This is a genomic window from Paenibacillus faecis, assembly GCF_008084145.1.
Classification (GTDB): Bacteria; Bacillota; Bacilli; order Paenibacillales; family Paenibacillaceae; genus Fontibacillus; species Fontibacillus faecis.
Genome location: NZ_VSDO01000004.1, coordinates 413290 through 438153, shown reverse-complemented (window position 1 = coordinate 438153; position 24864 = coordinate 413290). Strand labels below are relative to the sequence as shown.

Annotated in this window: 19 protein-coding genes; 7 read left to right on the top strand and 12 right to left on the bottom strand. The window is 52.9% G+C overall.

Annotated elements, in window-relative coordinates; all coding sequences use genetic code 11:
• The first annotated feature begins 37 nt into the window (after nt 1-37).
• The 3 genes from chvE to mmsB are packed head-to-tail and all read left to right on the top strand — an operon-like array spanning nt 38 to nt 3877.
• Nucleotides 38-1159, top strand: coding sequence for a multiple monosaccharide ABC transporter substrate-binding protein (chvE, locus tag FRY98_RS19900; protein WP_148455904.1), 1122 nt, complete (start codon nt 38-40; stop codon nt 1157-1159).
• Nucleotides 1160-1175: 16 nt separating this feature from the next.
• Nucleotides 1176-2708 (top strand): multiple monosaccharide ABC transporter ATP-binding protein, encoded by a 1533-nt coding sequence (gene mmsA / locus FRY98_RS19895; RefSeq protein ID WP_148455221.1) that lies wholly within the window; start codon nt 1176-1178, stop codon nt 2706-2708.
• A 5-nt stretch (nt 2709-2713) separates the two neighbouring features.
• On the top strand, nt 2714-3877 hold the full coding sequence (mmsB, locus tag FRY98_RS19890) for a multiple monosaccharide ABC transporter permease (RefSeq protein WP_148455219.1): 1164 nt from the start codon (nt 2714-2716) through the stop codon (nt 3875-3877).
• Nucleotides 3878-3971: 94 nt separating this feature from the next.
• Here mmsB and FRY98_RS19885 read toward each other — a convergent pair whose 3' ends face one another.
• From FRY98_RS19885 to FRY98_RS19875, 3 genes are all read right to left on the bottom strand, one after another.
• Complete coding sequence (locus tag FRY98_RS19885; RefSeq protein WP_148455217.1) at nt 3972-4886, bottom strand: TetR/AcrR family transcriptional regulator; 915 nt, start codon at nt 4884-4886, stop codon at nt 3972-3974.
• 79 nt (nt 4887-4965) lie between these two features.
• Nucleotides 4966-8097, bottom strand: coding sequence for an efflux RND transporter permease subunit (locus tag FRY98_RS19880; protein WP_148455215.1), 3132 nt, complete (start codon nt 8095-8097; stop codon nt 4966-4968).
• Nucleotides 8094-9470, bottom strand: coding sequence for an efflux RND transporter periplasmic adaptor subunit (locus FRY98_RS19875; RefSeq protein ID WP_148455212.1), 1377 nt, complete (start codon nt 9468-9470; stop codon nt 8094-8096). The genes FRY98_RS19880 and FRY98_RS19875 overlap by 4 nt, the downstream gene beginning before the upstream one ends.
• 160 nt (nt 9471-9630) lie before the next feature.
• Here FRY98_RS19875 and FRY98_RS19870 point away from each other — a divergent pair, with 160 nt between their 5' ends.
• Complete coding sequence (locus tag FRY98_RS19870) at nt 9631-10968, top strand: TolC family protein (RefSeq protein WP_170287142.1); 1338 nt, start codon at nt 9631-9633, stop codon at nt 10966-10968.
• A 468-nt stretch (nt 10969-11436) separates the two neighbouring features.
• Here FRY98_RS19870 and FRY98_RS19865 read toward each other — a convergent pair whose 3' ends face one another.
• The 4 genes from FRY98_RS19865 to FRY98_RS19850 all read right to left on the bottom strand — a co-directional run bounded on the left by FRY98_RS19865 (nt 11437) and on the right by FRY98_RS19850 (nt 14870).
• Entirely contained in the window at nt 11437-12123 is a 687-nt protein-coding gene (locus FRY98_RS19865; protein ID WP_170287141.1) for an ABC transporter permease, read from the bottom strand.
• Nucleotides 12116-13039: an ABC transporter ATP-binding protein gene (locus FRY98_RS19860; RefSeq protein ID WP_148455206.1), complete on the bottom strand. Its 924-nt coding sequence runs from the start codon at nt 13037-13039 to the stop codon at nt 12116-12118. The genes FRY98_RS19865 and FRY98_RS19860 overlap by 8 nt, the downstream gene beginning before the upstream one ends.
• Before the next feature lie 191 nt (nt 13040-13230).
• Nucleotides 13231-14184 (bottom strand): sensor histidine kinase, encoded by a 954-nt coding sequence (locus tag FRY98_RS19855; RefSeq protein ID WP_225039721.1) that lies wholly within the window; start codon nt 14182-14184, stop codon nt 13231-13233.
• Nucleotides 14166-14870, bottom strand: coding sequence for a response regulator transcription factor (locus FRY98_RS19850; protein ID WP_148455204.1), 705 nt, complete (start codon nt 14868-14870; stop codon nt 14166-14168). Before FRY98_RS19850 ends, FRY98_RS19855 begins: the two co-directional genes overlap by 19 nt.
• Before the next feature lie 138 nt (nt 14871-15008).
• Here FRY98_RS19850 and FRY98_RS19845 point away from each other — a divergent pair, with 138 nt between their 5' ends.
• Entirely contained in the window at nt 15009-15578 is a 570-nt protein-coding gene (locus FRY98_RS19845; protein ID WP_148455202.1) for a TetR/AcrR family transcriptional regulator, read from the top strand.
• 166 nt (nt 15579-15744) lie between these two features.
• A complete protein-coding gene (locus FRY98_RS19840) occupies nt 15745-17325 on the top strand; it encodes an oleate hydratase (protein ID WP_148455200.1) in 1581 nt (526 codons plus the stop codon).
• A 92-nt stretch (nt 17326-17417) separates the two neighbouring features.
• On the opposite strand, the gene FRY98_RS19835 is transcribed toward FRY98_RS19840, so the two are convergent.
• The 5 genes from FRY98_RS19835 to FRY98_RS19820 all read right to left on the bottom strand — a co-directional run bounded on the left by FRY98_RS19835 (nt 17418) and on the right by FRY98_RS19820 (nt 23067).
• Nucleotides 17418-17579: an aspartyl-phosphate phosphatase Spo0E family protein gene (locus FRY98_RS19835; RefSeq protein ID WP_373317760.1), complete on the bottom strand. Its 162-nt coding sequence runs from the start codon at nt 17577-17579 to the stop codon at nt 17418-17420.
• Between the two features lie 227 nt (nt 17580-17806).
• A complete protein-coding gene (locus tag FRY98_RS19830; RefSeq protein WP_148455196.1) occupies nt 17807-19279 on the bottom strand; it encodes a helix-turn-helix domain-containing protein in 1473 nt (490 codons plus the stop codon).
• Between the two features lie 924 nt (nt 19280-20203).
• Entirely contained in the window at nt 20204-20959 is a 756-nt protein-coding gene (locus tag FRY98_RS19825) for an IS4 family transposase (RefSeq protein ID WP_148450154.1), read from the bottom strand.
• The gene (locus FRY98_RS28500; protein ID WP_170287139.1) at nt 20956-21417 is read right to left on the bottom strand and encodes a hypothetical protein; all 462 of its coding nucleotides are present in this window, start codon (nt 21415-21417) and stop codon (nt 20956-20958) included. Before FRY98_RS28500 ends, FRY98_RS19825 begins: the two co-directional genes overlap by 4 nt.
• Before the next feature lie 747 nt (nt 21418-22164).
• A complete protein-coding gene (locus tag FRY98_RS19820) occupies nt 22165-23067 on the bottom strand; it encodes an aldo/keto reductase (protein ID WP_148455192.1) in 903 nt (300 codons plus the stop codon).
• A 190-nt stretch (nt 23068-23257) separates the two neighbouring features.
• Here FRY98_RS19820 and FRY98_RS19815 point away from each other — a divergent pair, with 190 nt between their 5' ends.
• Entirely contained in the window at nt 23258-24862 is a 1605-nt protein-coding gene (locus tag FRY98_RS19815) for a spore germination protein (RefSeq protein ID WP_148455190.1), read from the top strand.
• The last annotated feature ends 2 nt before the right edge of the window (nt 24863-24864 follow it).

Genomic DNA, 24864 nt, shown 5'->3' with positions numbered 1-24864 from the left:
ATTGTATTCCATTCCTAATCGAGGGGGAGATCGAATGATGAAAAAATGGACGGCTCTGCTTCTGGCCTGCGCCTTGCTGGCCTTATTAACCGCCTGCGGCGGGGCGGGAGGCGGAACGGAGGGCGGGACCGCCGGGAAATCCGGCTCCGGCGGCGGCTCTGGCGGAGAAAAAGGAACGGTCGGCATCGCCATGCCGACGAAATCCTCGGAGCGCTGGGTCAATGACGGAAACAACATGGTCAAGGAATTCGAGAAGCTGGGCTACGGGGCGGACTTGCAGTATGGCGAGGATGTGGTGGAAAACCAGATTTCGCAGATCGAAAATATGATCACCAAGGGAGTCAAGATCCTCGTCATCGCCTCCATCGATGGAGCGGCGCTGACCGATGTGCTGCAGAAAGCCCATGATCAAGGCATCAAGGTGATCGCCTACGACCGCCTGATCATGAACAGCGAACATGTGGACTATTACGCCACGTTCGACAACTTTAAAGTCGGCGTCCAGCAGGCCTCTTACATCGAGGAAAAACTCGGCCTTAAAGAGGGGAAGGGGCCGTTTAACATCGAGCTGTTCGGCGGATCGCCGGACGACAACAACGCCTATTTCTTCTTTGACGGAGCCATGTCCGTGCTTCAGCCTTACCTCGATTCCGGAAAGCTGGTCGTCCGCAGCGGTCAGACGAAAATGGAGCAGGTAGCCACGCTCCGCTGGGACGGGGCTACCGCTCAGTCGCGGATGGATAACCTGCTGAGCGCCCACTATGCGACGGAAAACGTGGACGCCGTGCTTTCGCCCTATGACGGAATCAGTATCGGCATTCTGTCCTCCCTGAAAGGCGTCGGTTACGGATCGGGCGACAAGCCGCTGCCCATCGTGACCGGCCAGGACGCCGAACTGGCCTCGATCAAGTCGATCCTGGCCGGGGAGCAGACGCAAACCGTATTCAAGGACACGCGGGAGCTGGCGAAAAAGGCCGTCGCCATGGCTCAAAGCATCCTCGAGGGAACGGAGGCCGAGGTCAACGATAGCGAAACCTACGATAACGGGGTTAAAGTGGTGCCCTCTTACCTCCTGGAGCCAAAATCGGTGGATAAGGACAACGTGGAAAGCGTACTGGTCGAGAGCGGCTATTACACCAAGGAAGAATTGGGCCTTTGAGGCGGGGTGACGACCGATGAGCGAGCACATTTTGGAGATGAGAGGCATCACCAAGACCTTTCCCGGCGTCAAGGCGCTGTCCCAAGTCCATCTGCAGGTTCGGGAAGGCGAGATCCACGCGCTATGCGGGGAGAACGGTGCCGGCAAATCTACGCTGATGAAGGTGCTCAGCGGCGTATACCCTTACGGCACCTATGAGGGCGACATTATTTTCAAAGGCCAAACTTGCGAATTTAAAGATATCAAGCAAAGCGAGAACCTCGGTATCGTGATTATCCACCAGGAGCTTGCGCTGATTCCCTACCTGTCCATCGCGGAGAACATCTTTCTCGGCAATGAACAGGCCCAAAGGGGCGTCATCAACTGGCACGAAACGACGGTACGGACCAGGGAACTGCTGGAGCGCGTCGGTCTCCGGGAGTCTCCGACCGCTCCGGTGCTTCAGCTTGGCGTCGGCAAACAGCAGCTGGTGGAGATCGCCAAGGCGCTGTCCAAAAAGGTAAAGCTGCTGATTTTGGACGAACCGACGGCCGCGCTGAACGAGGCCGACAGCGAAAACCTGCTTAGGCTGATCGTCGAGCTGAAGCATCAAGGGATCGCCTCGATCATCATCTCCCATAAGCTGAATGAAATCGAAAAAGTGGCTGACGCCATCACGATTCTCCGCGACGGCCAAACGATCCAAACGCTGCGCATGGATGAGGAGCCGGTTACGGAGGACCTGATTATCAAAGGCATGGTCGGCCGCGATTTGACGCAGCGCTATCCCGAGCGGACCTCCCGCAACGCCGGGGAGGTCATCTTCGAGGTGAAAGGCTGGGAAGTCCGGCACCCTCAGCAAGCGGACCGCAAGATGCTGGACGATATCCACCTGCATATCCACCGCGGCGAAATCGTAGGCATCGCCGGGCTGATGGGGGCCGGGCGGACCGAGTTGGCGATGAGCCTGTTCGGCCGCTCCTACGGCCGATATGTGCGCGGACAGACCTTTCTGCATGGCAAGGAGGTTCATTTGACCGATATCGCCACGGCCATCCGTCACCGCCTCGCTTATGTGACCGAGGACCGCAAACAATACGGGCTCGTGCTGATCGACGATATCAAGCGGAACATTACGCTGTCCAACCTCGGCAAGCTCTCGCGGTTCGGCGTCCTCAACGAGAAGGAAGAGGTGCTTGTCGCCGAGGATTACCGGCGCAGACTGAACATCAAAACGCCGGGCATCTGGCAGAAAACCGGCCATCTCAGCGGCGGAAATCAGCAAAAGGTCGTGCTGAGCAAATGGATTTTTACGGAACCGGAAGTGCTGATCCTCGATGAACCGACACGCGGCATCGATGTCGGCGCCAAATATGAGATTTACTCGATCATCCATCAACTGGCCGATGAAGGCAAAGGCATTTTGTTCATTTCGTCAGAACTGCCGGAAATTCTCGGGATGTGCGACCGAATCTACGTGATGAGCGAGGGCCGGATTACGGGCGAAGTCAAGCGCGAAGAAGCCTCGCAAGAGGTGCTGATGAAACTGATGACACGGGGAAGGGGGTAACCGGAATGCAAGCGATCGGCGAACTTTTTAGAAAAAATATCCGGCAATACGGCATGATTATCGCGCTGGTCTTCATTACGGTATTATTTCAAATTTTGACGGATGGGATTTTGCTGAAGCCGCTGAACATCACCAACCTGATCCTGCAGAACAGCTATATCCTCATCCTGGCGATCGGGATGGTGCTGGTGATCATTACCGGGCATATCGACTTGTCGGTCGGCTCCGTCGCCGCCTTTATCGGCGCCCTGGCCGCCATTATGATGGTCGATATGCAGCTCCATCCTTTCGTCGCGGTGATTCTCTCGCTGCTGATCGGTGCGCTGATCGGCGCCTGGCAGGGCTTTTGGGTCGCTTATGTGAATATCCCGGCGTTTATCGTCACCCTGGCCGGGATGCTGCTCTTCCGGGGCTTGACGATGATCGTGCTGGGCGGCCAGTCAATTGCGCCGTTTCCGAAGTCTTTTCAAAAAATCAGCTCCGGTTTCCTGCCCGACTGGCTCGGGGGCGGCTCCCTTCACGTACTGACCCTGGTGCTGGGAATCCTCCTCTCCCTGCTCGTCGTCTGGCAGGAGTACCGGGAACGGCGGACCCGGATCAAATACCGGTTCGAGGTACCGGCTTTATGGATCTTTGGCCTCAAACTGGCGGCGCTCGTCGTCGTGCTTAACCTGTTCACTTACGTGCTGGCCACGTATCATGGGATTCCCAACATTCTCGTCATCCTGTTCTTCTTGATCGTCATCTATTCCTTCGTGATGAACCGGATGATCGCCGGACGCCATATTTATGCGCTCGGAGGCAACGAGAAGGCCGCCAAGCTGTCCGGGGTCAAAACGAAGAAGGTCACGTTCTGGGTGTTCGTGAACATGGGCGCCTTGGCCGCCCTCTCCGGCCTGATCTTTGCGGCCCGGCTGAATTCCGCCACGCCGAAGGCCGGCACGAACTTCGAGCTGGACGCCATAGCCGCCTGCTTCATCGGCGGCGCCTCGGCCACCGGCGGGATCGGTACGGTCTATGGCGCGATTATCGGAGGTCTGGTCATGGGGGTCATGAACAACGGGATGTCCCTCATCGGTCTCGGCGTGGACTGGCAGCAAGGAATCAAGGGCTTGGTGCTGCTGCTGGCGGTCGCCTTCGATATCTACAACAAATCCAAAACCCAGTAACTCCCCCTGCCGTCAGCACGGAAGAAATCGCAGCGCCAAAAAAGCAAGTCCCTTTCGCCTTGAACGGCGGTAAAGGGACTTGCTTTGTTTCGCCTTAGAACGACAATGGCTGCCCATCGGGCTCGAACAAAAAGGCCCGCAGCTTGGCGCATTCTTCGCGCAGGTCTTCCAGTTGTTCGAGGTATATCAGCAGCGCCTTGAATACCACGCTCTCCGTTAAGGAGTCGTTCAGCTCCGTTCTTAATTTCCCGATCGCTTCGAGGTAATCTTCCTTTTCCTCCTCCTTCAGCGATTCGTGGTCTTTTACGATCAACTCCATATTGCGAAACGACTTCTGAAGCTGACGGGAACGCAGCACCGGGGTCATCTCCTCCGAACGGCAGTTCATCACCCAGGAAGGCGTCTCGAACAACAGCGGCATCTCGGGCTTGCGAATCTTCCAGCCCTCCACCAGTACGCCGATCAAATGCTCCACATAGGTGGCCAGCCTGTAGCAGTGTTCGTGGGAAAGGTGCGGGCCGACCACGCGGATGTAATCCAGCAGCACACTGCTCGCGACAAAGGTCAAGTCCGTCGCGTAGCCTTCGACCTCTTCCCCGCATAAGTCGATGATGCTGTCCTGGAACCACATAAACAGTTTGCGCTCGATGACCATAAAGGCGTTCTGGATATCTTCATTTTCATAAATCGGCATCAGCGGCTCTATAAACAGCACCATATAGGTCCGGTGATTGAAAATATACTCCAGAAAAATCACGATCAGCTCGATAATCCGATCGCTTTTCGATAAACCGGCTTTTCGGTACAGCTGGTGAACCCTACCCTCGAGTTCCTCGGAGAGCATCGCCATCGCTTCGAGCAGCAGGTCCTCTTTTCCGGGAAAATATTTGTACAGGGACGGTTTGGTCATTCCGCAAGCTTTCGCGATTTCGTCCACCGTCGTAAAGGCATATCCTTTTTCCGCAAAGAGCCGAATCGCTGTCTGAGTGATTAAGGTTTTCTTGTCCACAGCTACCGGGTCCTTTCAATTGGATTTCCGCCAAAAAGGCCGAACCGGGAACATTCCCGGTCCGATCATAAAGGCGGTTTTACATCGATAACGGATTCTGCGGCGCATCGGTGCCGGGTTTAACGCCGGACTTGTTCGCTTTACGTTCCTGACGCTTGATTTTGTAGAGCGCTACAACCATATAAAGCGAAGGCACAACGACCAGCGTCAGGATCGTCGAGAACATCAGCCCGAAAATAATCGTGTATGCCATAGGCCGGAACAAGATGCTTCCCGATATGGCCAGCGGCAGCATCCCGATGATCGCGGTGAGCGAGGTCAGGAGAATCGGCCGGAACCGGGCGGCGGTGGCCTCGATGATGGCCTCCTTCAACTCCATGCCCTCCCGGCGGGCCTCCTCGATGAACTCGATCAGGACAATCCCGTTCCGCACGACGATACCGGCGAGGGAGATGATGCCCATGATGCTCATGAAGCCGATCGAGGAGCCCGAGATGAAGATCCCGATCACCCCGCCCGCGGCGGCCAGATAGACGGTGGTCATAATGATGACCGGTGCCGACAACGAATAGAATTGAACCGTAATCAAGAGCAGAATCAGGAAGATCACGATGATAAACAGGCTGCCCAAATCGCCGAAGATTTCCGACTGGTCGGAAGTTTCGCCGCCAAGCTCCCAGGTATACCCGTCCGGGAAAGGCATATCCTCCAGCATGGCGCGGATCTCCGTATTCAGCTCGGTCGCCGTTTTCCCCTTCGCGTCCGCTTCGACCGTTACGGTCCGCACCAGATTGTAATGCTGAATCTTCTGGATCGCGAAGGATGGCTTCAATTTCGCGATCTGCGACAGCGGTACCTGCATTCCTTGCGCGTTCGTCACATTCAGTTGTTGGAACAGCTCGCCAGGGTCGCCGTTGTTGTTTTTCATATAAAGGTTGACGTCAATGATCTGTTCGCCCGTGTCAAAATCGCCGATATCCAGTCCGTCGCCCATCAGGCGCAGCGTCTGGGTCAGTGTTTTGTAGTCCACGAGATGCTGGTTCATCGCTTCCTTGTCAATCTCGAACTCTAACGTGTAGCTCTGGTTTCCGAAGTTGTCCTTGATTCCCGTAGTCCCGTCCACTTTGGCGATCTTCTCTTTCACCTGCTGGGACAATCGCTGCAGCTCATCCAAGTCTTCTCCGGCGATCCGGATCGAGACGGCCGCGCCGACCGGGATCCCCATTCTCGGGATGTTCAGGGAAATCTTCGCCGCGGGATACCGCTTCACCAACTCCTTCTGCCACGCATTTACGGTCTCCTGCAAATCAAACTCGCCTTCCTTACCCACGACGGCGATTTGTCCGACGGTCGGCGAAGAGCTCATCATGTTCGTGATATCGGAGAACAGCTGCGGCGCCTTGCCTCCCGCGGCGTAACTCACCAGCTCCGCCTCCGGCTGCTTGCGTACCCACTCCGCGATGCTGGAGAGGGTACGATCGGTTTCCTGGAAGGAGGTGCCGACCGGCATTTCCACATTGATGTTCACGTTCGGATCCTCCGCCTCGGGGAACAGGTCCACCGGGGTAAGCAGCGCAAAACCGAACGACGCGGTGCCGATCAAAAGGCCGGCCAACGCCGTAAGCAGCGGTCTTTGCAGCACTTTCGGAATCAGTTTCCCGGAATACGCCCGGGTCACGGTTTGAATCTGCTTGCCGAGCAGGCCGGGCGGCCTAGGCTCGCCCCCGTTCCTCTGCTTCTTGCTTCTCCGCTGTTCATGCCATTCCCGGAAGATCGGAATGATCGTGAGCGACATTAACATGGAAGCGAGCATCGAACTGGAGATGACGATCGGGATCGGCTTGATGAAGGAGCCGACGTCGCCCGTCAGGAACAGCAGCGGCGCGAAGGCGAAGATCGTCGACAGCGTGGCCGTCAAAATGGAAACGGCGACTTCCTTCGCGCCTTTGACGGAAGCGACCGCCGGGCTTTCCCCCAGATCGCTCAGCCTGCGCTCGATATTGTCGTTGACGACGACGGCGTCGTCGACGAGAATCCCGAGCACGATAATCAGGCCCACGATCGAAATTTCGTTCAGCGAAACGCCGGTGATCGGCAGCACGATCAGGCCGAGCGCGATCGAAATCGGGATGGCCAGCGCCACGAAGGCGGATGTCAGCAAGTTGAGCCCCAGCGTACACACGATAATCACCGCGATAATCGCGATCAGCATCTCCCGGGACAAGTGGCTGAACATCTTGTTTACCACATCCAGCTGGGCAAACGCGTTGGTAAACGTCACATGTTTCGGCAAATCTTTGGTCAATTCGTCCAGTTTGACGTTGATCGCCTTATCCATGGACGGCACGTCCGAGCCCGTCTGGGCGTTCACATTGATCAAAATGGCGGGCTTGCCGTTGTAATACGGCAAATAATCGGCTTCCGCCTGGGTCACCGCCACTTCGCCGACATCTTTCAGATAGACCGGAAATCCGGTCTGCGTGCGCATGATCAGCACATCGTTCAATTCGTCGACTTCCTCGATGCTATCGACCAGCAGCTGATAATTGCGGCTGTCGACATCCAGATCCCCTAAAGGCACCCGCTCGTTCATGGCCTGAACGGACTGAACCACCTTTTCCCACGGAATGCCGTACTGCTGCAGTTTCTGCATATCGAGTTGTATCCGTACTTCCCGGTCCGGAAGGCCGCCGAGCTCAACCCCGGCTACTCCCTGTACGGTACGAAGCTTGTCGCGCCACTGAATCATCGTATCGTTGAGGGCGTAAAGCTCCTCCCGGGTATCGGCGTAAATGACGTACGAGCCGACGAACGCCGAGGCCAAATCATCATTGACGACCGGCTGAAGCGCATCCGCCGGCAAATCCGCCGAGGCGTCCTGCACGTTTTTGCGCAGCTGATCCCAGGTTTTCTCGGCGTCCGCGTCGGGATAAGCCTGAACCTGAATACTGGAATAACCGTTACCTGAGGTCGAAATGACCGTCTCGACGGTCTCGACTCCCTTAATCGCCTGCTCCAGCACTTTGGTTACGGATTGCTCCACTTTTTCCGGCGAAGCCCCGGGGTATACCGTGGTTACGAGCGCCGTCTTGACCAAGGCGTCGGGCATATCCTGTCTGGCCAGCCCCGTAAAGCTGTAGACGCCGAACACGATCAGCATGGTGAAAAAGAGCAGCGTGATTTTGCGTTTTTTGACGAAAAATTCAATCATGGGGTCACGTCCTCCGAAGCCGCGATGGCATCGCCGTCAAACAGCCCGTCGGCTCCGGCGCTGACGATCACGTCGCCCTCCTTCAGGCCGGCCACGATATGGAACCGGTTGTTGCTGATTTCACCCAGCTCCACCGGCGTCTTCACCGCCTTGCCGTCCACGGCCCGGAATACATAAGGCTCCTGACCGCTGCTGATAACCGCCTCGGCCGGAACGAGAATCCCCTGTTTCCCGGCTGTCTGGCGACCGGCCTTGACGACCTGCCCCGGGAACCAGTCCTTCTCCGGGTTCGGCACGCTCACCTCCACGGAAATCGTGCCTGTCCCCGCATTCGTTTGGGGATGGATCCGGGTGACCGTTCCGGTCCGGGTTTTGCCGGACTGGTCCAGGTCCACCTTCTGTCCGGCCTTCCAGTCTCCGATCTGGCCGTCGGGAACCGGCAGCATCACCTTAAGCGTCTGCGTCGAGCCGATGACGAAAGCCGGGGTACCGGCTCCGGTGGTTTGACCGACGGAGACGTTCTTCTCCAGAACCGTTCCGGAAATCGGAGCGGTCAGCTTCGTCTTCGACAGGGCCAGCTCCGCCTGGGCTTGGGCCGACAGGGCGTTTTTGTAACCGGCCTGCGCCTGCGCCTCCGCCGCCAAAGCCGACTCTTTTCCGGCCTGTGCCTGGGCCACGGTCGATTTCGCCGCCTGAACCTGCTCATCCGTCGCTCCTTCGGTGGCCTCCGACAAGGCTTGCTTCGCGTTGTCCAGCGTAATTTCCGCGTTCTTCAGCTGGACCTGGGACTTCTCGTAATCGTCCAGCGAAATCAGACCTTCCGCGTAAAGCTTATTGTAGCGCTCCGCGTCGGTCTTGATTTTGTTATAGGCTTCCTCCGCTTGTTTTACACCGTTCTGCGCTTGCGCCAGCTGCTGCTGGCTTGCGCCTTTTTCCACCGCGGCCAGATTGGCTTTGGCCGCTTGAATCTGGGCCTCCGCGTTGGCGATCCCCGCCTTGGCCGCCTTCAACTGCCCTTCGGCCTGGGCCACTCCGCTCTTGGCCTGGGTTAATTGGATGTGTGCCAGCTCCGTGTCGAGCTCGGCCAGCACGTCGCCCGCCTTCACCGTGTCCCCGACCTCAACCTGCGTTTTCTTGACCTCGCCCCCGGCCTGGAACGAGACCGTAGCGGATTGATTGGACTGAAGCGTGCCCGACAAATCATATACTGAATTCAAAGGTTCATTCTTTACTTTGATGGTTTTTACCGCAACCGAATCGCTTACTTTGTCGCTTTCCGCCGCCGCTTTCCCTCCGTCCGTTCCCGAAGAACATGCGGTGATGGACAGCGTTAATAAAGCTGCTGCAAAAAGGCATGCCCAGCGTCCTTTCATCAGGTTAATCTCCTCCCCCGTCTAACTCACCGGTTATTTTTTTAACTCCAAAGTAACCCAGTCAGGACACGGTTGTCAAGCGAACCCCCCTGCCATTGATTTTCAGAATCTTGATGTGTTAGCATGGGAAAATGAGAGAAGAATGGGGAGGGAATTTTTGATGAAAAAGGAAGCCGCCGCACTGGTCCTGTCCTTCGCTTTACTGGCCGCAGGCCCCGTTTCCGTGAAGGCCGCCGACGGCGATACGACCCAGACGGGACATCACGCGACGACAGGCGAGAAACTGAAGACGTCTTTTGTCGATTCCGGCACGCTTGCGTCGCTCAAGCATTGGGACCTCGATACGATCGTAAAGCGGGCCATCGACAATTCCTATAATTTGTCGCTGCTCAGTATGAAGCTGACCGCGTTAAAGCAAAATGAGAGCAATTTAAAAGACCAAAAGAAAGAGTTGGATAAGGCGAAGATGGATACGGGCTCGGGGAGCTATACATTGCCGACTAGCCCGGATGAAATCATGAAGAAGTACTTTCCGCCGGACCAAATGCCAACTGAACCGCCTTTATGGTTGGGGCCTGTGATCGAAACCAACACCGTGGTCAACCAAGTCATGAACGGGGTCGGCGGCATCGCTTCCGCCCTGAACAAGCAGTTGCAGAGCCAACGGGAACAACTGGAGCAAGGCTTGGAGCAGTTGAATACGGAGCAATCCAATACCCTCCTGGATCTGGAGATGGCCAAAGACGGAGCGGAGCTGCAAATCACCTCCCAATACGTCCAGCTCCTGTCCCTGGACAAGCAAATCGAGCTGGCGGAGCAATATCTGGAGCTGCTCAAGCGCGATGAGCATAGAGCCTCCGTGTTGCAGGAAGAAGGGCTGGCAAGCTCGGAAACCGTCATGAACGCACAGCGAGCCATAAGCGACCAGGAAGAGCAGTTGGAGTCCTTAAGGGAAAATTACCAGCTTGCCCTGATTCAAATGTGCTTCGATTTGGGGATTGTCTACGACCCGGAGATTACGCTGGAAGATATCGAATATACGCCTCAGCCCGTCACCCGCAAGGACAACAAGGCGTTATTGGAGAATTCCTATGAAATGAAAAAACAGTGGAACGCAATCGTCCAAGCCAAAAATGAAGAGTACGGCACCGATGCAGCCAACGACCATCAGGAGGATTACCTGAACACGATGACGCGAATTTCGGAGCAGCAAGCGGAACAAACCCGCGTCGAACTCAGCAAAAAAATCAGCAAAACCTACAGCGACGCCGATACCGCCTACCGGGCTTATCGGACCGCCGAGAAGGACCTGGCCGAGGCGAATCAGGATTATATCCATATGGAAGCCCGCTTCAATAACGGACTCGTTTCGTCTTATGACTTTTATAAGTACGGATTCACCCTCACCCAGCAAGAGCTCGCGCGGGATCTGACGCGCCTGCAGGTGTACATGGCCAATAAAGCCGCGGACAAAATGGAGGAAGGGTTAATCAAGTAAATTAAAGACTGTTCCGCCGACCATGCAGTGCCGGTGGAACAGTCTTTTTTGCGGTCAACCCGGTTCCGTGAAAAAGCAAGACTACGCTCACTACGCTCGACGTTTCTCGTTTCTCGTTTCCCTTACGGACGTAATAGCCGCTATTTCGCGCTTTTTCACCTTTCCGAAATTCTAACGGAAGCCATAGCGCCTATTCTGCTTATTTGTCCCCGGCTGGCCTCATTTTGCCAAAATAGCCGCTAATATTTCCGTTAGAACCCCGATTCGCCTTTAAAATACGAAATAGCGGCTATGGCTTCCGTTAGCGCAGAACGCGGACCACGGTCGTCCGCTTGCGCTAGCGAACCGGGGGCGTTGGCCCAGCGGAACGCAGGCGGACTCGGTCGTAGCGGCGACTACGCTCCACGGTCTCACCCCCCGCCAACGATGAAGGCCCCCGGCTGTCAGACAGCCAGGGGCCTTGCATATTCATGCCACGTCCTTCGTATCGACGTTCCGGATCGCCAGGTACGCGACAAGCAGACCCAGCACCGCAATGATCACGGGGATGATTACGATTTTACTCAGCGTAAATTCCGTCCCGGTGTTGGCGTTCAGAGCCATCGCGACAAGGATGGAGGACACAATCGTCGTAGGTACCGAGTACTTTCTCATCCCGAAATAAAGCGGGATAAGGGCGATACAACTGTACATCGCCGAGTTTACCAGGAAGCGGATGCCATGTTCGATCAGGAGCGATGTCGGCAGCTCCCCCGGGATAAAATGAGTGAAGCTATTGTAAACATAAAACCCGTAAAAGGCCACCACGCGGCCGATGATGCCGAACAGGAATGTGAACAGGACCACGATGATGATTTTTGCCGCGAGCAGCTTCTTGCGCTGGATCGGATACATGAACAGTACGGTGATGGATTTGTTCTTATATTCGTCGATAATGAACTTGGACAGAAGTACGGAGGCATAGATGATGAACGTCAACGACACGAAGAGATCGACGCTCGTCAACACGTCCCCGTAATTGGTAAACGGCTTCTCGGAACCATCGTAGTTTACGACGATGACAAAAAACATGATCAAAAACGAGGCGATGAATCCGCCAAGGATGCTGCGGCCGATTTTCGTCTTTTTCAATTCCAGCTTGATTAAATTAAGCACTCCGGTTGCCTCCATTCAACAGGCTAAAGAAATAATCCTCCAGCGAGCTGTTCTTTTTGTGGATCGATTCGATCACCACATCATGCAGCACCAGCGTTTTGGTCAGTTCGTTCTGCCGGACCTGCGGATCATAGACCCGTACCGTAACCTCATCCATCAGTTTAAAATTGGACACACTTAACTGATTCGTCAAAACAAACGCCGCTTTTTTGCTGTCGCCGACCTTCAGTTCAATGTAATCCGTATTCCGCTCGCGCACCCGGTCCATCGCCACTTCCTCGATCAATCGCCCGTGGTTGATCACGCCGATCGTATCAGCCATCTGCTCCATTTCGCCCAAAATATGGCTTGATACCAGCAGCGTCATCCCGTACTCCTTCGAGAGCAGCTTGAACAAATCGCGGATTTCCTTGATCCCCAGCGGGTCAAGCCCGTTGATCGGCTCATCCAGAATAAGAAGTTCCGGCTTCGTAATAATCGCCCGCGCGATCCCGAGCCGCTGCTTCATCCCGAGGGAGAAGTCTTTTACCGGCTTCTGTTCGATATTTCGCAAATTAACCAATTCCAGCGCCTCATCGACCGCCTTTTTATTGTAGTAACCCATATATTCACAATGCATTTCGAGATTTTCCCGGGCCTTCAGTTTATCGTAAAAAATCGGGTATTCGATAATCGCCCCCATGCGGCCTAGCATCTGGTACGATTTTGTCGTCAACTTCTCTCCGAAAATTTCAATTTCCCCACCCGTAGGCTTCACCAGATTGGTGAGCATTTTCATCACGGTCGTTTTCCCCGCTCCGTTCGGCCCCAAAAACCCGTAAATCTCACCCTTCTTTACGTTCATGTTTACCTCGGACACGACCTCCTTGCCTTGAAACACCTTCGTCAGTCCGATCGTTCTCAGAATAGAGCTCATCGTATCTCTCCTTTTGGTCTTGCCTTACTCGTGATCTGTTTTTCACTATATTTTTATTGTAAAGTCCCTTCCGTTCTTGTTTATTAATCAAATCTTACTTGTTTCTTAAGTTGAAGTTGCCGCATTTACAGCGCACAAAAAAAGCCCATAGCATGCAGTTGAACCTGCTTATCTATAGGCTAAGCCAGCAATTAATACCGAAACGGCCGGAGGTATACGGAGAAAATCGTCTTCTCGAAGGGCCGGCTGTAGAGCCGGACGTCCCCTCCCATCTGCTCGGCCAGCCGCTTCGTAATCGTCAAACCCAAACCGCTGCCCTGATACGCCTTGTTCCGGGAATCCTCCAGCGTATACATCCGCTCGAACACCCGGCTCTGGTGAATTTCGCCGATTCCCTTCCCCCGGTCCCATACGTCGATGCACACCCGGTCCTCTTCTTCCCTTAAACTCAAGCCGATCACTTTACCGTCTCCACCATACCGGATCGCGTTCGAAATCAGATTGTCCAGAATCCGATCCAGCGCACTCTCGTTGGCGTAGGCATAAATCGGTTCCTCGGGGATTGACAGATTAACCTCGAAGCCTTGCCCCGTCAGCACCTCGTAAAAAGCCAGCATATTCCGCCGGCAGACCTCATTCATGTGAACCCGGGTCAGCGGCACGGGCAGATCCCCCGCCTCCAGCTTGGCCAGGTCAAAGAATTGCCTGATCATCTCCAGCACTTCGTTGGCCTTGCGGTGAACTTTACGTATCAGCTCCGTCCGCTCGGTATCCGGCATGCCGGGGTCCAGCTCCATCGCCTCCAAATAACCGAGGACCACCGTAAGCGGGGTTTTCAAATCATGGGAGATGTTGGACAGCATTCTTCGGGTCGACTGCTCGGTCCCCGACCGCTCGGCCAAAATGCGCTGATTTAACTCCAGCACCCGGTTGATATCCGTGAGAAGCAGGCGAAGCTCCGGGTCCCCGGTAAAAAGCAGAAGCTTGGCGCCCGATTCATCCGTCAGAATCCGCTCCAGTTTGTCGTGAATATGCCCAAGCTGCCGGGATCTTCTCCGGTTGTCCTGATGCAGCTTGTATACCCACCCCGCCAATATGAAAATCACGCCGACCAGCACGCCGTAGATCATTCCGCAACCGTCCATCTGTAGCCGATGCCCCAAAGGGTTTGCAAATAGCGGGGTTCGGAAGGATCTTGTTCGATTTTTTCCCGCAGCCGGCGGATATGCACATTGATGACATTCTCGTCGCCCAGGTAATCGTCGTTCCAGATGAACCCGTAGATTTGCGCCTTCGTGAATACGCGATTCGGATTCCGCAGGAAAAGACCGAGAATTTCGGCTTCCTTGGCCGTCAGCTTGATCTCCTCCCCATTCCTGCGAACCAGGTAATTATCCAGATCCACGGTTAAACCGTCCAAGACGACGACCGTCTCCGGCTTCTCTTCGGATTCGCGCCGGGCATACAAGGTCGCCCGCCGGATCGCCGCCTTGATGCGAGCCGTGATTTCGATCAGCGAAAACGGCTTGGCGATATAATCGTCCGCGCCGAAGCCGAGACCGATGGCCTTGTCGACATCATTGTCTTTGGCGGACATGATCAGAATCGGGACCGAACTGGTTTCGCGGACCCTTTTGATCACTTCCATCCCGTCCAGCTTCGGCATCATCAAATCGACCACCAGCAAATCAAAGTTCTCGTTCCGGAACAGAGCCAGCCCGTCCTCACCATCGCCGGCCGACCGGATGACGTAACCTTCTTTGGTTAAATAGCCGGTCAGCATATCTATAATCGAAGCGTCATCTTCTATCAGCAAAATTTTATGCGGCACACTTGCCCACCCCGTCTCTCATTCTCTCCCTGATTATACACTATCGGAAAAGCGGACGGCCGTTTTTGAGAATCGTGAGGCGGAGGCGTATAATGAGGATAAGGTTTTTGAAAAATTTTACAGGTGCAGGTGATGTCGATGTCGAATTCCCTTCTCACCAAAAAGGCGCTGGCCGCCGCTTTAAAGAACCGGATGAGTACGACTCCCTTAAGTAAAATAACCGTTAAGCATTTGGTGGAACGCTGCGGTCTCAACCGCCAAACCTTTTACTATCATTTTCAGGATATTTACGAGCTGCTGGGATGGATCTATCAAACCGAGGCCGTCGATACCATCGCGGGTTACCGCAGCTACGATACCTGGCCGCAAGGACTGCTCAAAATTTTCAAGTATATCGAAACGAATCGGAGCTTCTGCCTGAACACGCTTCACTCTCTGGCCCACGAACATCTTGACGCCTATTTGTTCGCCGTCACCAATCGGTTGATCATGGGCGTTGTCCAGGAGCTCTCCTGCAACAAACAGGTAAGCGACGAAGATAAGAAATTTATGGCCGATTTCTATACGCTGGCGTTCACGGGTCTGGTGATCCAGTGGATGCGGGAAGGCATGGTGACGGAACCGGAGTTGATCATCGAACGGCTGACGCGCTTAATGGAGGGAAATTTTGAACGAGCCCTGCAGCGCTACGAGGAGAGCCGCCTGTAATGTCCGAAAGCTCCATGGCTGATCGCGTCGCTTCTCTAGACAATCCGGGGCGGGTGTACAAAAATTAAACACGCGCATTCCTTTGTTGATTTTCAAGTCGGGGGTCGGCGTACTACATTAAAATTGTTCATAACATGAACAATCCCTTTTTGTGGAGGCGACAGATATGGCAGAGAACGGAAACGGAAGACAGGTGTATTTTGTCGGCGGCGGTATAGCGTCACTGGCGGGTGCGGCTTTTCTGGTGCGGGATTGCGGCTTTCCAGGTGAACAAATTCACGTGTTGGAGGAAATGAAAATTCTCGGAGGAAGCAACGATGGCGCGGGAAACGAACAGCAAGGCTATGTGATCCGCGGCGGCCGGATGCTGAACGATGAAACCTACGAAAATTTATGGGATCTGTTAAGCTCCATCCCTTCCCTTGATCAACCCGGCTTGTCCGTGCGGGAGGAAATCGTCGCTTTTGACACGGCCCATCCGACCCACTCCAATGCGCGGCTGGTCAACAAGGAGGGACAGGTCGAAGACGTCACTTCCATGGGCTTCGATATGGCCGACCGGTTGGCGATGGCCAAGCTGATCGTCACGCCTGAGGAGAAATTGGGCACGGCCCGGATTAACGACTGGTTTGGCCCCCATTTTTTTGAAACCAACTTCTGGTTCATGTGGGCGACCACCTTTGCGTTCCAGCCTTGGCACAGCGCCGTCGAGCTGAAAAGATATATGATTCGCTTCATGCACGAATACCCGCGGATTCACACCTTGGAGGGCGTTACGCGCACGCCGTATAACCAGTACGACTCGATCATTCTTCCGCTGCATAAGTATCTGGAAGAGCATGGCGTGGATTTTACGCTGAAATGTACGGTAACGGATCTGGATTTCAAAGAAGGCGACGGGATTACCGTAACCCGCCTGCATTACATGAAGGATGGAGCGGAGCAAGTATTGGATTTGGGCGAAGGGGATTTGGTGATCGTCACCAACGGGTCCATGACGGAAAGCTCAAGCCTGGGCTCCATGACCTCCGCCCCCGAATTACTGGGGAAGGGAAGCTCCTGGAAGCTTTGGGAGCGCATTGCGGCCAAAAAGCCGGGATTGGGAAATCCTTCGCCTTTCGCCGATCATATCGAAGGCTCCAAGTGGGAATCGTTTACGGTGACCTGCCAGGACTCCCGTTTCTTCGATCTGATGGAGGCGTTCTCGCGCAATAAGGCCGGTACGGGGGCACTCGTTACTTTCAAGGATTCGAGCTGGTTCATGTCCATCGTACTCGCCCATCAGCCGCATTTCCGCAATCAACCGGAGCATGTGAAAGTGTTCTGGGGATACGGCCTGTTCCCGGATCGGGTCGGGGATTACGTGAAAAAGAAGATGAGCGATTGTACCGGGGAAGAAATTTTGACCGAGCTGCTGCATCATCTTCATTTTGAGAAGGATAGGGATGCCATCATCTCTACCGCCAACTGTATTCCTTGCATGATGCCGTTCATAACGGCACAATTCATGCCTCGTGCCTTGGGCGACCGTCCCAAAGTCGTTCCGGACGGCTCCACAAACCTGGCGTTCATCAGCCAGTTCTGCGAGATTCCGGACGATGTGGTATTTACCGAGGAGTATTCCGTCCGGGCGGCGCGGATTGCGGTTTACACGCTGCTTGGCTTGGATAAGCCGATTGCGCCGATCAACCAGTACCAATACGATGTAAGGACCTTGCTGCAGGGTTTTGTCACTTCGTTCCGGTAAAATACATCACACAAAGAGCTGCGTCCCTGTCTCGGGCACAGCTCTTTGTCATCCGCTATTCATGCAACCCAACCGATCCCGCCGAAGCCGAATCATGCCGTCGGCTGCCTTCTCTTCATATCTTCATACTTCACCTTGTTATACTTATTAATCAATTTATCCAGCAGTACGGATTGATTGAGCACCGCCTTGTGACGCAGTCCGTAACGGTCCGCCAACTGGTTTAACTTCTGTCTCTCTTGTTCAATTCGCACTATCATTCTCTCCTTATTATTCATAGCCTCTCACCCTATGAAACATATTAGAAGATGTTGCCATTTATAGCATTATGAGACGTATTGCAAATATGAGATAATATACCAAAATGTTCATGAAAATGAAAATAGGGCCAGCTTGTGGCTGACCCTAAAGATATTGAGATTATCCACTCCAACCATGCGCCATGGTCGTTATCAAGCCAGTCCCACCAACAAACGTGACACTAAGCATTAGAATACCCGAAACCAACCAAGACATGTTCTTTTTCATTTTCCCACAACCTCCTGCAAAGTTTAATATACTCTTGATTTTGCTCTTCCGTAGAAAACTGCCGATGGAGTTCAAAGATGACCATAGCAATATTGACAAAGATATCCTTGCTGCTGATTTGGAGAGACATTTTCATGCTGTGCAGTATATTGTTGAGCCCCTCCTCATAAGAGCCTTTTCTGAAGAGATAAACCGCATAGTTTTGAAAAAACACGGCATACCGAAAAAAGTAAGGGGGTTCTTTAGAATAGTCCATTTCCAACGCATCTCTGGCCTGCCAATGTTCCTCGCCAAATCTTCTATATACCTCAATTTCTTCCGAGAACTTGTCTAGGACCTCATCAATATAAAAATCATATCTGTTGGCGGATTCGATTAATGTAATTAAACCTTCAACAATCTCGCCCGGATGAGTCTCCAAAAAAGAGACGTATTCCGGAATTCTCAATTGGTTGCCGGATTTAATATCCAAACATAAGTAATTGGCTTTAGCGAACATTTTTAATTGCTCCACTTCAGCCCTTGCCTCGTCATCCTGCCATTCAAACCAGCTTAAATCGGCATATTCGGCAATCCACTTTTTTGCCTCCTCATACATGCCGCGGTATTCGTAACTCCCTGACTTAAACAAAAAGGCTCTGCCATAGTAAAACACAAGAGGGCGAACCGGCTTAAAGTCCGGTTGCTTCCAAACTTTCTTTTCATAAAATGTCCAAGCCAGTTTAATTAGTTCATCCGCGTAATTTTCAACTTCCGTCCAATTAAATCTAAAGGCATAAATCTGAATAAGCATGGATAAACCTTCAAGCGCCAGCGCTTCGGGTAATCGATAACGGTAAGGCAAAAACTGCAGTGCCGCTTTAAATCCCCTTCGCCCGTCGTTTTTTAAAATCTGAAATATGCGATAATAGCTCATCGCCAACCGTTCCGAATGGCTGGAGCGCTCACACTCAATAACGCTCTCATATAAGATAACGGCGGCTTCCTTCCAGCCTTGGGCAAACATGAGTTCCGCGGCTTCAAAGATCCCGGGGACCTGCTTCAGATCCTCAAGCAATCGATTTAAGATCTCGCTAATGCAGTCATGCCGTTTAAGTTCCGCGCAGCGCAACAAAAAAGGCTTAAGCCGACGCCAATGCGGTGCCTGGAAAGCAAAGCAGTCTTCCACGTACAGCTCGTACAACTCCCCTTCGGGAAGTCCCATCGCTGCCGTGATCCGGTCCAATTGCCCGATGGATATAGACCGGTTTCCGTTCAGAATGCCGCTTATTGTCCCAACATTCACTCCGGAAATTCCGGAAAATTGATGAAGGGTAACCCCTTCTCTCTTGATATGGTTTTCTATTTTTGCGCGAAGCGTGGTTGTGGAAATCAAAAAGCTATCACCCCCCAAGCCATTATCGCGTGCCTCAAAATCTACATCCATAAAATAACAACTTGTGATGTTATTAGTGAATATACTTCCAATATTTTCATACGTCAACAGGAAAAAGACAAAATTCATATATAATTTGGGTGTTTTGTCCTTCCTTCATTTTATTTGTTGAATTGCCCGGGAAATACCGCTATAGTTCGACAAATGTCAGGTTTGTTCAACATAGATTGCTCGGATGATATACAATTGGAATTTATACAAGAAAAGGAAAAAGTGGATTTTGCGAAGGTCGTTGCCCCGCGGGGGAATGTTTCTGTCGGACGAAGTCGTCAAATTCTCCAAAGTAGGCTCAACTTTAAAATTTGAAGGAAAACGTTGGCGGAAATAATAGCTGCTTTTTGACTAAAGATCGGCTGTTTGGGCACAAATGCTGCATAACTCCCTTCCTCCTCCCGGCATCGCGAGAAGCAACCGGTAGACCCATAAGCCGCGACGATCCATTAACGGGAATTCCTCCCGTAAATTTGGTCTACTTCGCTCCTGAGGCCCATTTTAGCTGGAATTCCTCCAGCTAATCTCCCTCCAAATGGCCCATTTGCCACTAGCGCTGCATTAACCCGAGGGGACTAACGGCTGTAACAGCCTCCCTTTGAGCCGCACGGGTGAATAAGTGCCATTTGAGGCGCTATTTTGTCGAAATCGTCCTTTCTGTGTGAAATAGCGGTCCTTTGAGGCCTTATTTTTGGGAAAAGCGGGCCGAAACCTGATTTTGGGACCCGTACCGGAGAAATAAGGCCCTTTTGGGCACTGGCATTGCATCAAAGCTTACACGGTGACTCACAGAGATACTGTGTAAATATTTTCCATTTGGTTTATTCAGTATTTGGTCAAAAAATGAAGGGGGGCAGAAAATAGATGCGTTATTCCATTTTTTGGATATTAACTTTTTGTTTTATTTTGCCTCTTCTCTCAGCTTCATTTTCCCCTTGGCTTGATTATTCCAACTGACGTGTTCATAATAGGCGGTTCCTTGTATATTTTTGTACCCCTTTGACGCCCTTTGTTGCTCTGGCTTTTACTCCTTCGATGAAGCTCGGTTTCAAGTAGCAAATTCGGCTTCTCCCATAAAAGACGAAGGGATTGAAGCACTTCCCATAAACTCATTCGGGTTCCACTGCTCACGTGAATGAGCATGGCAATAGCGTAGGCGATCAGAGCGATAAAGATCTGGTTCCATATCCCTTGAGGATCATAGCTATATAGCTTCACTAATCGCAAATGCTGCTTCATCCACTTGAAAAATAGCTCGATCAGCCAGCGCTGCCGATAGATATCCGCGATTTCCTCAGCACTTAGATCCAAGCACGAAGTTGCCAGACGATACTTGCGACCCTTTTCATCCAAAAACTCTACAAGGCGTAAAGAATTCTCTGTCTTACGGAAGGCGCTCCCTAATTGAACGATAGCATCTCGGGTGATGTTTGAATCGGGATCAACCGGCAGCTCTTGCTCCACCTGCCAAACCCTATGGTTTTCGTTGATACGGGTTACGAATTGAACTTTTTGTTCTAGCCAAGTATCGAACTGTTTGTACTTGACATAGCCGCGATCCATAACGTATATTGTGCCATCGTCTTCAACCAGTAAGTTCATGGTTTCGTAGTCACTCACATTTCCCGTAGTAGGGATGGCCTTCTCAGGAATGACCTCTTTTTCTTCACTTTTGGTCAAAACCAAGACTCGAACGTGAATTTTGATTTGAGTATGATCACGGTTACGTACGCCCAACTGGCCAGTGTCGCCGGAAGTTTTAGACAAGTCGAATCGATAATCCGAATCTGTTTGTCCTTGATCCCTGATGGGAGGGCTTTCTGCTTGACCTTGCCGATGAGTTCAAGGAATAGACCTTCGAGTATTTCGGTAGGAATCGTCTTTAAACGCCTGGAGATTTGGGAGCCACTGATGCTGGATAGTTCCAGGCTTTCCTGCAATGTTGTGCTTGTTCGAAGCGCTTGAGATATTTGCTCATAAGAATCCCACTTAGCGAGTTGGGAGGCCAAAATCAACTTGATACTTTTGAAGGTTGTAAGCTTACGAACACGATAATCGGAAATTGGTAAGCAAAAATTTTCTTCAGAAATATAAGAAAAGCATTGACGAATCACAGATAAATTGTGTATGTTACCCATGGGTTGGCTCCTTTTGTTGAGATGAGTTATGGGTAACGCATCTAACTCAACAATAGGAGCTTTTTTTGTTTTAATCCATGAAAATAACATGATATTTAACATATTTAGTAAATACTGAGATCTTATTTTATCGTGTTAGGTTTAATGCAATGCTAGTGCCTTTTGGGCCGCTATTTTACCCGCGAAAGCGAATCGGGCCGAAATAACGGCCCAAAACGCCGTTATTAAACAGGCAGCACCATGTTAGGTTTAATGCAGCACCAGTGCAAATTTGCCCCCTTTACAGGTGAGGTGATTAGTTGGAGATTTTCCCGCTAAGTCCGGGCGGACCGCCCGTAGGGACCGAGTTACCGGGAGGGTTTCCCGTTAACTCGGTCAACCGGTCCGTCCCTCCTCCTGACCCGCCGCCAAAAGGACCGGCCAGGCATGGAATGAAGCGGCGGGACTTTTGTGGCGCTCCGGCTAGGCGCTGCCTAGTACACTTCCGACTTCAAAAAGATGCAAATCTGCAGGTATTTTGGCTGATCGACGCCCCTATACGAAAAAAGATGCAAATCTGCAGGCATTTCTAGTGATTTTAGAGAAACAAGCCGGTTTCGTCGAAATTCCTGCAGAATCGCAGGAATTTTCATTTTTTTGGTTCCGAACAAGAAAAAACATGCATATTTGCAGGAATTCTATGTGATCAAGGCTATCAAGGCCGGTTGATGGGCCACTAGCGTTCCGGCGGTTGACGCTCGCCAGGCGTCATCCCTCATTCTCGACTAGCTCGGCCGCGCTCGCGTTCGCCTCGACTTGCGCCGGGTTCTTGCAGCCGGGGATGACCGCGCTGACTGCCGGATGGCGGAGGCACCAGGCCAGTGCCCACCGGGCCATGTCCACGCCCTCCGGCACCTCTTCCCGGGCGATCCGCTCCACCTCTTCGAGCTTCTGCCGCGTGCTCTCCGGGTCATGGCGGTGCCGCACATCCGTGCTGTCAAACACGGCCCCGGGTTTATACTTCCCGCTGAGGTAGCCGCTAGCCAGCGGAACCCGGGCCAGTACGCCCAAGTCCTGCCGCTCGCAGGACGGGAAAACCCGTTGCTCCGGCGTACGGTCCAGCCGGTTGTAAACAACCTGAATCACCTGCGAATTGACCTTGGTCGAAGCCTCGGTCTGATGCAGGTTGTCATTGCTGCCGATCGATGTGCCGAGATGGCGGATTTTTCCGGCTTGAACCTGCTTGTCCAACGTCGTCCACAATTCGTCATTATCGAAGGCCTCGTCAGGCCCCGAGTGGAATTGGTACAGGTCGATATAATCCGTCTTCAGCGCTTTTAAGGAGCCGTCCAACTGCTCCAGCACGTCCTTGGCCCCAAATTTGTCGCTGCGGGTGAACCGTTCATGAAAGTGATGGCCAAACTTGGTCGCGACAATCCAGTCCTCCCGTTTGCGGCGGCTCAGGTAATCGCCTATGAACGATTCCGACAAATGATCGCCGTAGCATTCCGCCGTATCGATCAGATTGATTCCCAATTCCTGACCTTTGTCCAGGATGGCATCGACTTCCTTTTGCGTAAACTGCAAGCCCCACTCGCCGCCAAACTGCCACGTTCCGATCCCGATCACCGAGACGTCAAGCTCCGTTTTTCCCAATCTGCGATACTTCATAACGTTTCCCTCCCGCTGGTTAACTAATGGATTTGAGTGTCGATTTCATTGTATCACGCGGCCCGCCCGCGTCTCAAAAATGACGTTTGCAGCGTTGCTTCCGCGCCCCGTTTTTTTAAATTCCGCAGGAGTTTAGTCGCCGGGCGCTTCGGAAATAATGGGGCTAGAATCTCGAGAGGAAGAAGATCCCATGCCGCTTCGAAGAAAACACCGCCAGACCGGGGAAATCGGCCACCAAGGGAAAAGCCCGGATCATTCACCCGACTCGTCGGAGGACAAGCTGTTTCCCGATCTGCAGGCCAATTTGAAAAAGATCCGGCAGACGCTCGGAAACAGTAGCGATATCGGGATCCGGGAAATCCCGCTGGGCGAATCGCAAAAAAACTATATCGCCATTCTCTATACGGACGGACTGGCCGATCAGAACAAGATCTATGAGTCGATCATGAAAACCGTGGCTCACCTTGCCTCCAAAGCCGCCGGGCAACAGGATCAGCAAAGCTCTCCGTTCAGCGACGGGAAGCGCCTTTTGGCGGAAATCTCGCTATACAATCAACAAAGCAGGACCGTGAACGATTTTTTTACCCTGTTCCGCTCTCTTTTGTCCGGGGATACCGTCATTTTGGTGGATGGCTCCGCGGAAGGCCTTATTGCCGGCACAAAGGGTTGGAAGGATCGCGGCGTGATGGAAACGTCGGCGGAAAATGTCGTCCGCGGTCCCAGGGAAGCTTTCTCCGAGTCGTTTCGCACCAATACGTCGTTAATTCGCCGAAAAATCAAGGACCCGAATCTGTGGCTGGAAACGATGCAGATCGGAAGGGTGACGCATACGGATGTCGGCATAATGTACATCAACGGAATTGCCAATCCGGAGATCGTTCAGGAAGTTCGCGACCGACTGAATCGAATCGATGTGGACAGCATTCTCGAAAGCGGCTATATCGAAGAGTTCATCCAGGACACCACGTTCACGCCGTTCCCGACCATTTACAATACCGAACGTCCCGATGTCATCGCCGCTGAACTATTGGAAGGAAAGGTTGCGATCCTGGTGGACGGAACCCCCTTTGTTCTGGTGGTCCCGGCCCTGCTGATTTCCTTCCTGCACGCTTCCGAGGACTACTATCAGCGGGCGGACATCAGCAGCTTTCTGCGCATTCTGCGTTATCTTAGCGTTTTTATATCGCTGCTGGGTCCCTCTATTTATATCGCGGTCACGACCTTTCATCAGGAAATGCTCCCGACCCAACTGCTGTTCGGCTTGGCCGCACAGCGCGAACAAATTCCGTTTCCGGCTTTCGTGGAAGCGTTGTTGATGGAATTGACTTTTGAGATTTTACGGGAAGCCGGGGTTCGGCTGCCTAAAAACATCGGTTCCGCGATTTCCATCGTCGGAACCCTGGTCATCGGCCAAGCAGCCGTAGAAGCGGGGATTATTTCCGCCGCCATGGTAATCGTCGTGGCGATTACGGCGATATCCAGCTTCGTGCTTCCCGCCTTCAATATGTCGATCGCCTTCCGGATGCTGCGATTTCCGCTCATGGCTCTGGCCGGATCCTTTGGACTGTTCGGCATTTTTGTCGGCGTGATGGCCCTGATTCTCCATCTGTGCAGTCTTCGCTCCTTTGGAGTTCCTTATATGGCGCCTTTGGCCCCGCTCATCCCGGAATCCCAAAAGGACTCCATCCTGCGGTTACCCCATTGGCTGCTTTCCACCCGACCGAGGCTGCTCAGTAAGGCGAACCGCACGCGCAGACCGGGCAATCCTCCAAAGAAATCACGAAGCGAGAATTAAGC

Bases quoted from the DNA above. Each gene is read 5' to 3' on its own strand.
- chvE (WP_148455904.1), top strand. From the start codon at position 38: ATGAAAAAATGGACGGCTCTGCTTCTGGCCTGCGCCTTGCTGGCCTTA.
- mmsA (WP_148455221.1), top strand. From the start codon at position 1,176: ATGAGCGAGCACATTTTGGAGATGAGAGGCATCACCAAGACCTTTCCC.
- mmsB (WP_148455219.1), top strand. From the start codon at position 2,714: ATGCAAGCGATCGGCGAACTTTTTAGAAAAAATATCCGGCAATACGGC.
- FRY98_RS19880 (WP_148455215.1), bottom strand. From the start codon at position 8,097: ATGATTGAATTTTTCGTCAAAAAACGCAAAATCACGCTGCTCTTTTTC.
- FRY98_RS19875 (WP_148455212.1), bottom strand. From the start codon at position 9,470: ATGAAAGGACGCTGGGCATGCCTTTTTGCAGCAGCTTTATTAACGCTG.
- FRY98_RS19870 (WP_170287142.1), top strand. From the start codon at position 9,631: ATGAAAAAGGAAGCCGCCGCACTGGTCCTGTCCTTCGCTTTACTGGCC.
- FRY98_RS19860 (WP_148455206.1), bottom strand. From the start codon at position 13,039: ATGAGCTCTATTCTGAGAACGATCGGACTGACGAAGGTGTTTCAAGGC.
- FRY98_RS19855 (WP_225039721.1), bottom strand. From the start codon at position 14,184: ATGGACGGTTGCGGAATGATCTACGGCGTGCTGGTCGGCGTGATTTTC.
- FRY98_RS19845 (WP_148455202.1), top strand. From the start codon at position 15,009: ATGTCGAATTCCCTTCTCACCAAAAAGGCGCTGGCCGCCGCTTTAAAG.
- FRY98_RS19840 (WP_148455200.1), top strand. From the start codon at position 15,745: ATGGCAGAGAACGGAAACGGAAGACAGGTGTATTTTGTCGGCGGCGGT.
- FRY98_RS19830 (WP_148455196.1), bottom strand. From the start codon at position 19,279: ATGGATGTAGATTTTGAGGCACGCGATAATGGCTTGGGGGGTGATAGC.
- FRY98_RS28500 (WP_170287139.1), bottom strand. From the start codon at position 21,417: ATGGGTAACATACACAATTTATCTGTGATTCGTCAATGCTTTTCTTAT.
- FRY98_RS19820 (WP_148455192.1), bottom strand. From the start codon at position 23,067: ATGAAGTATCGCAGATTGGGAAAAACGGAGCTTGACGTCTCGGTGATC.
- FRY98_RS19815 (WP_148455190.1), top strand. From the start codon at position 23,258: ATGCCGCTTCGAAGAAAACACCGCCAGACCGGGGAAATCGGCCACCAA.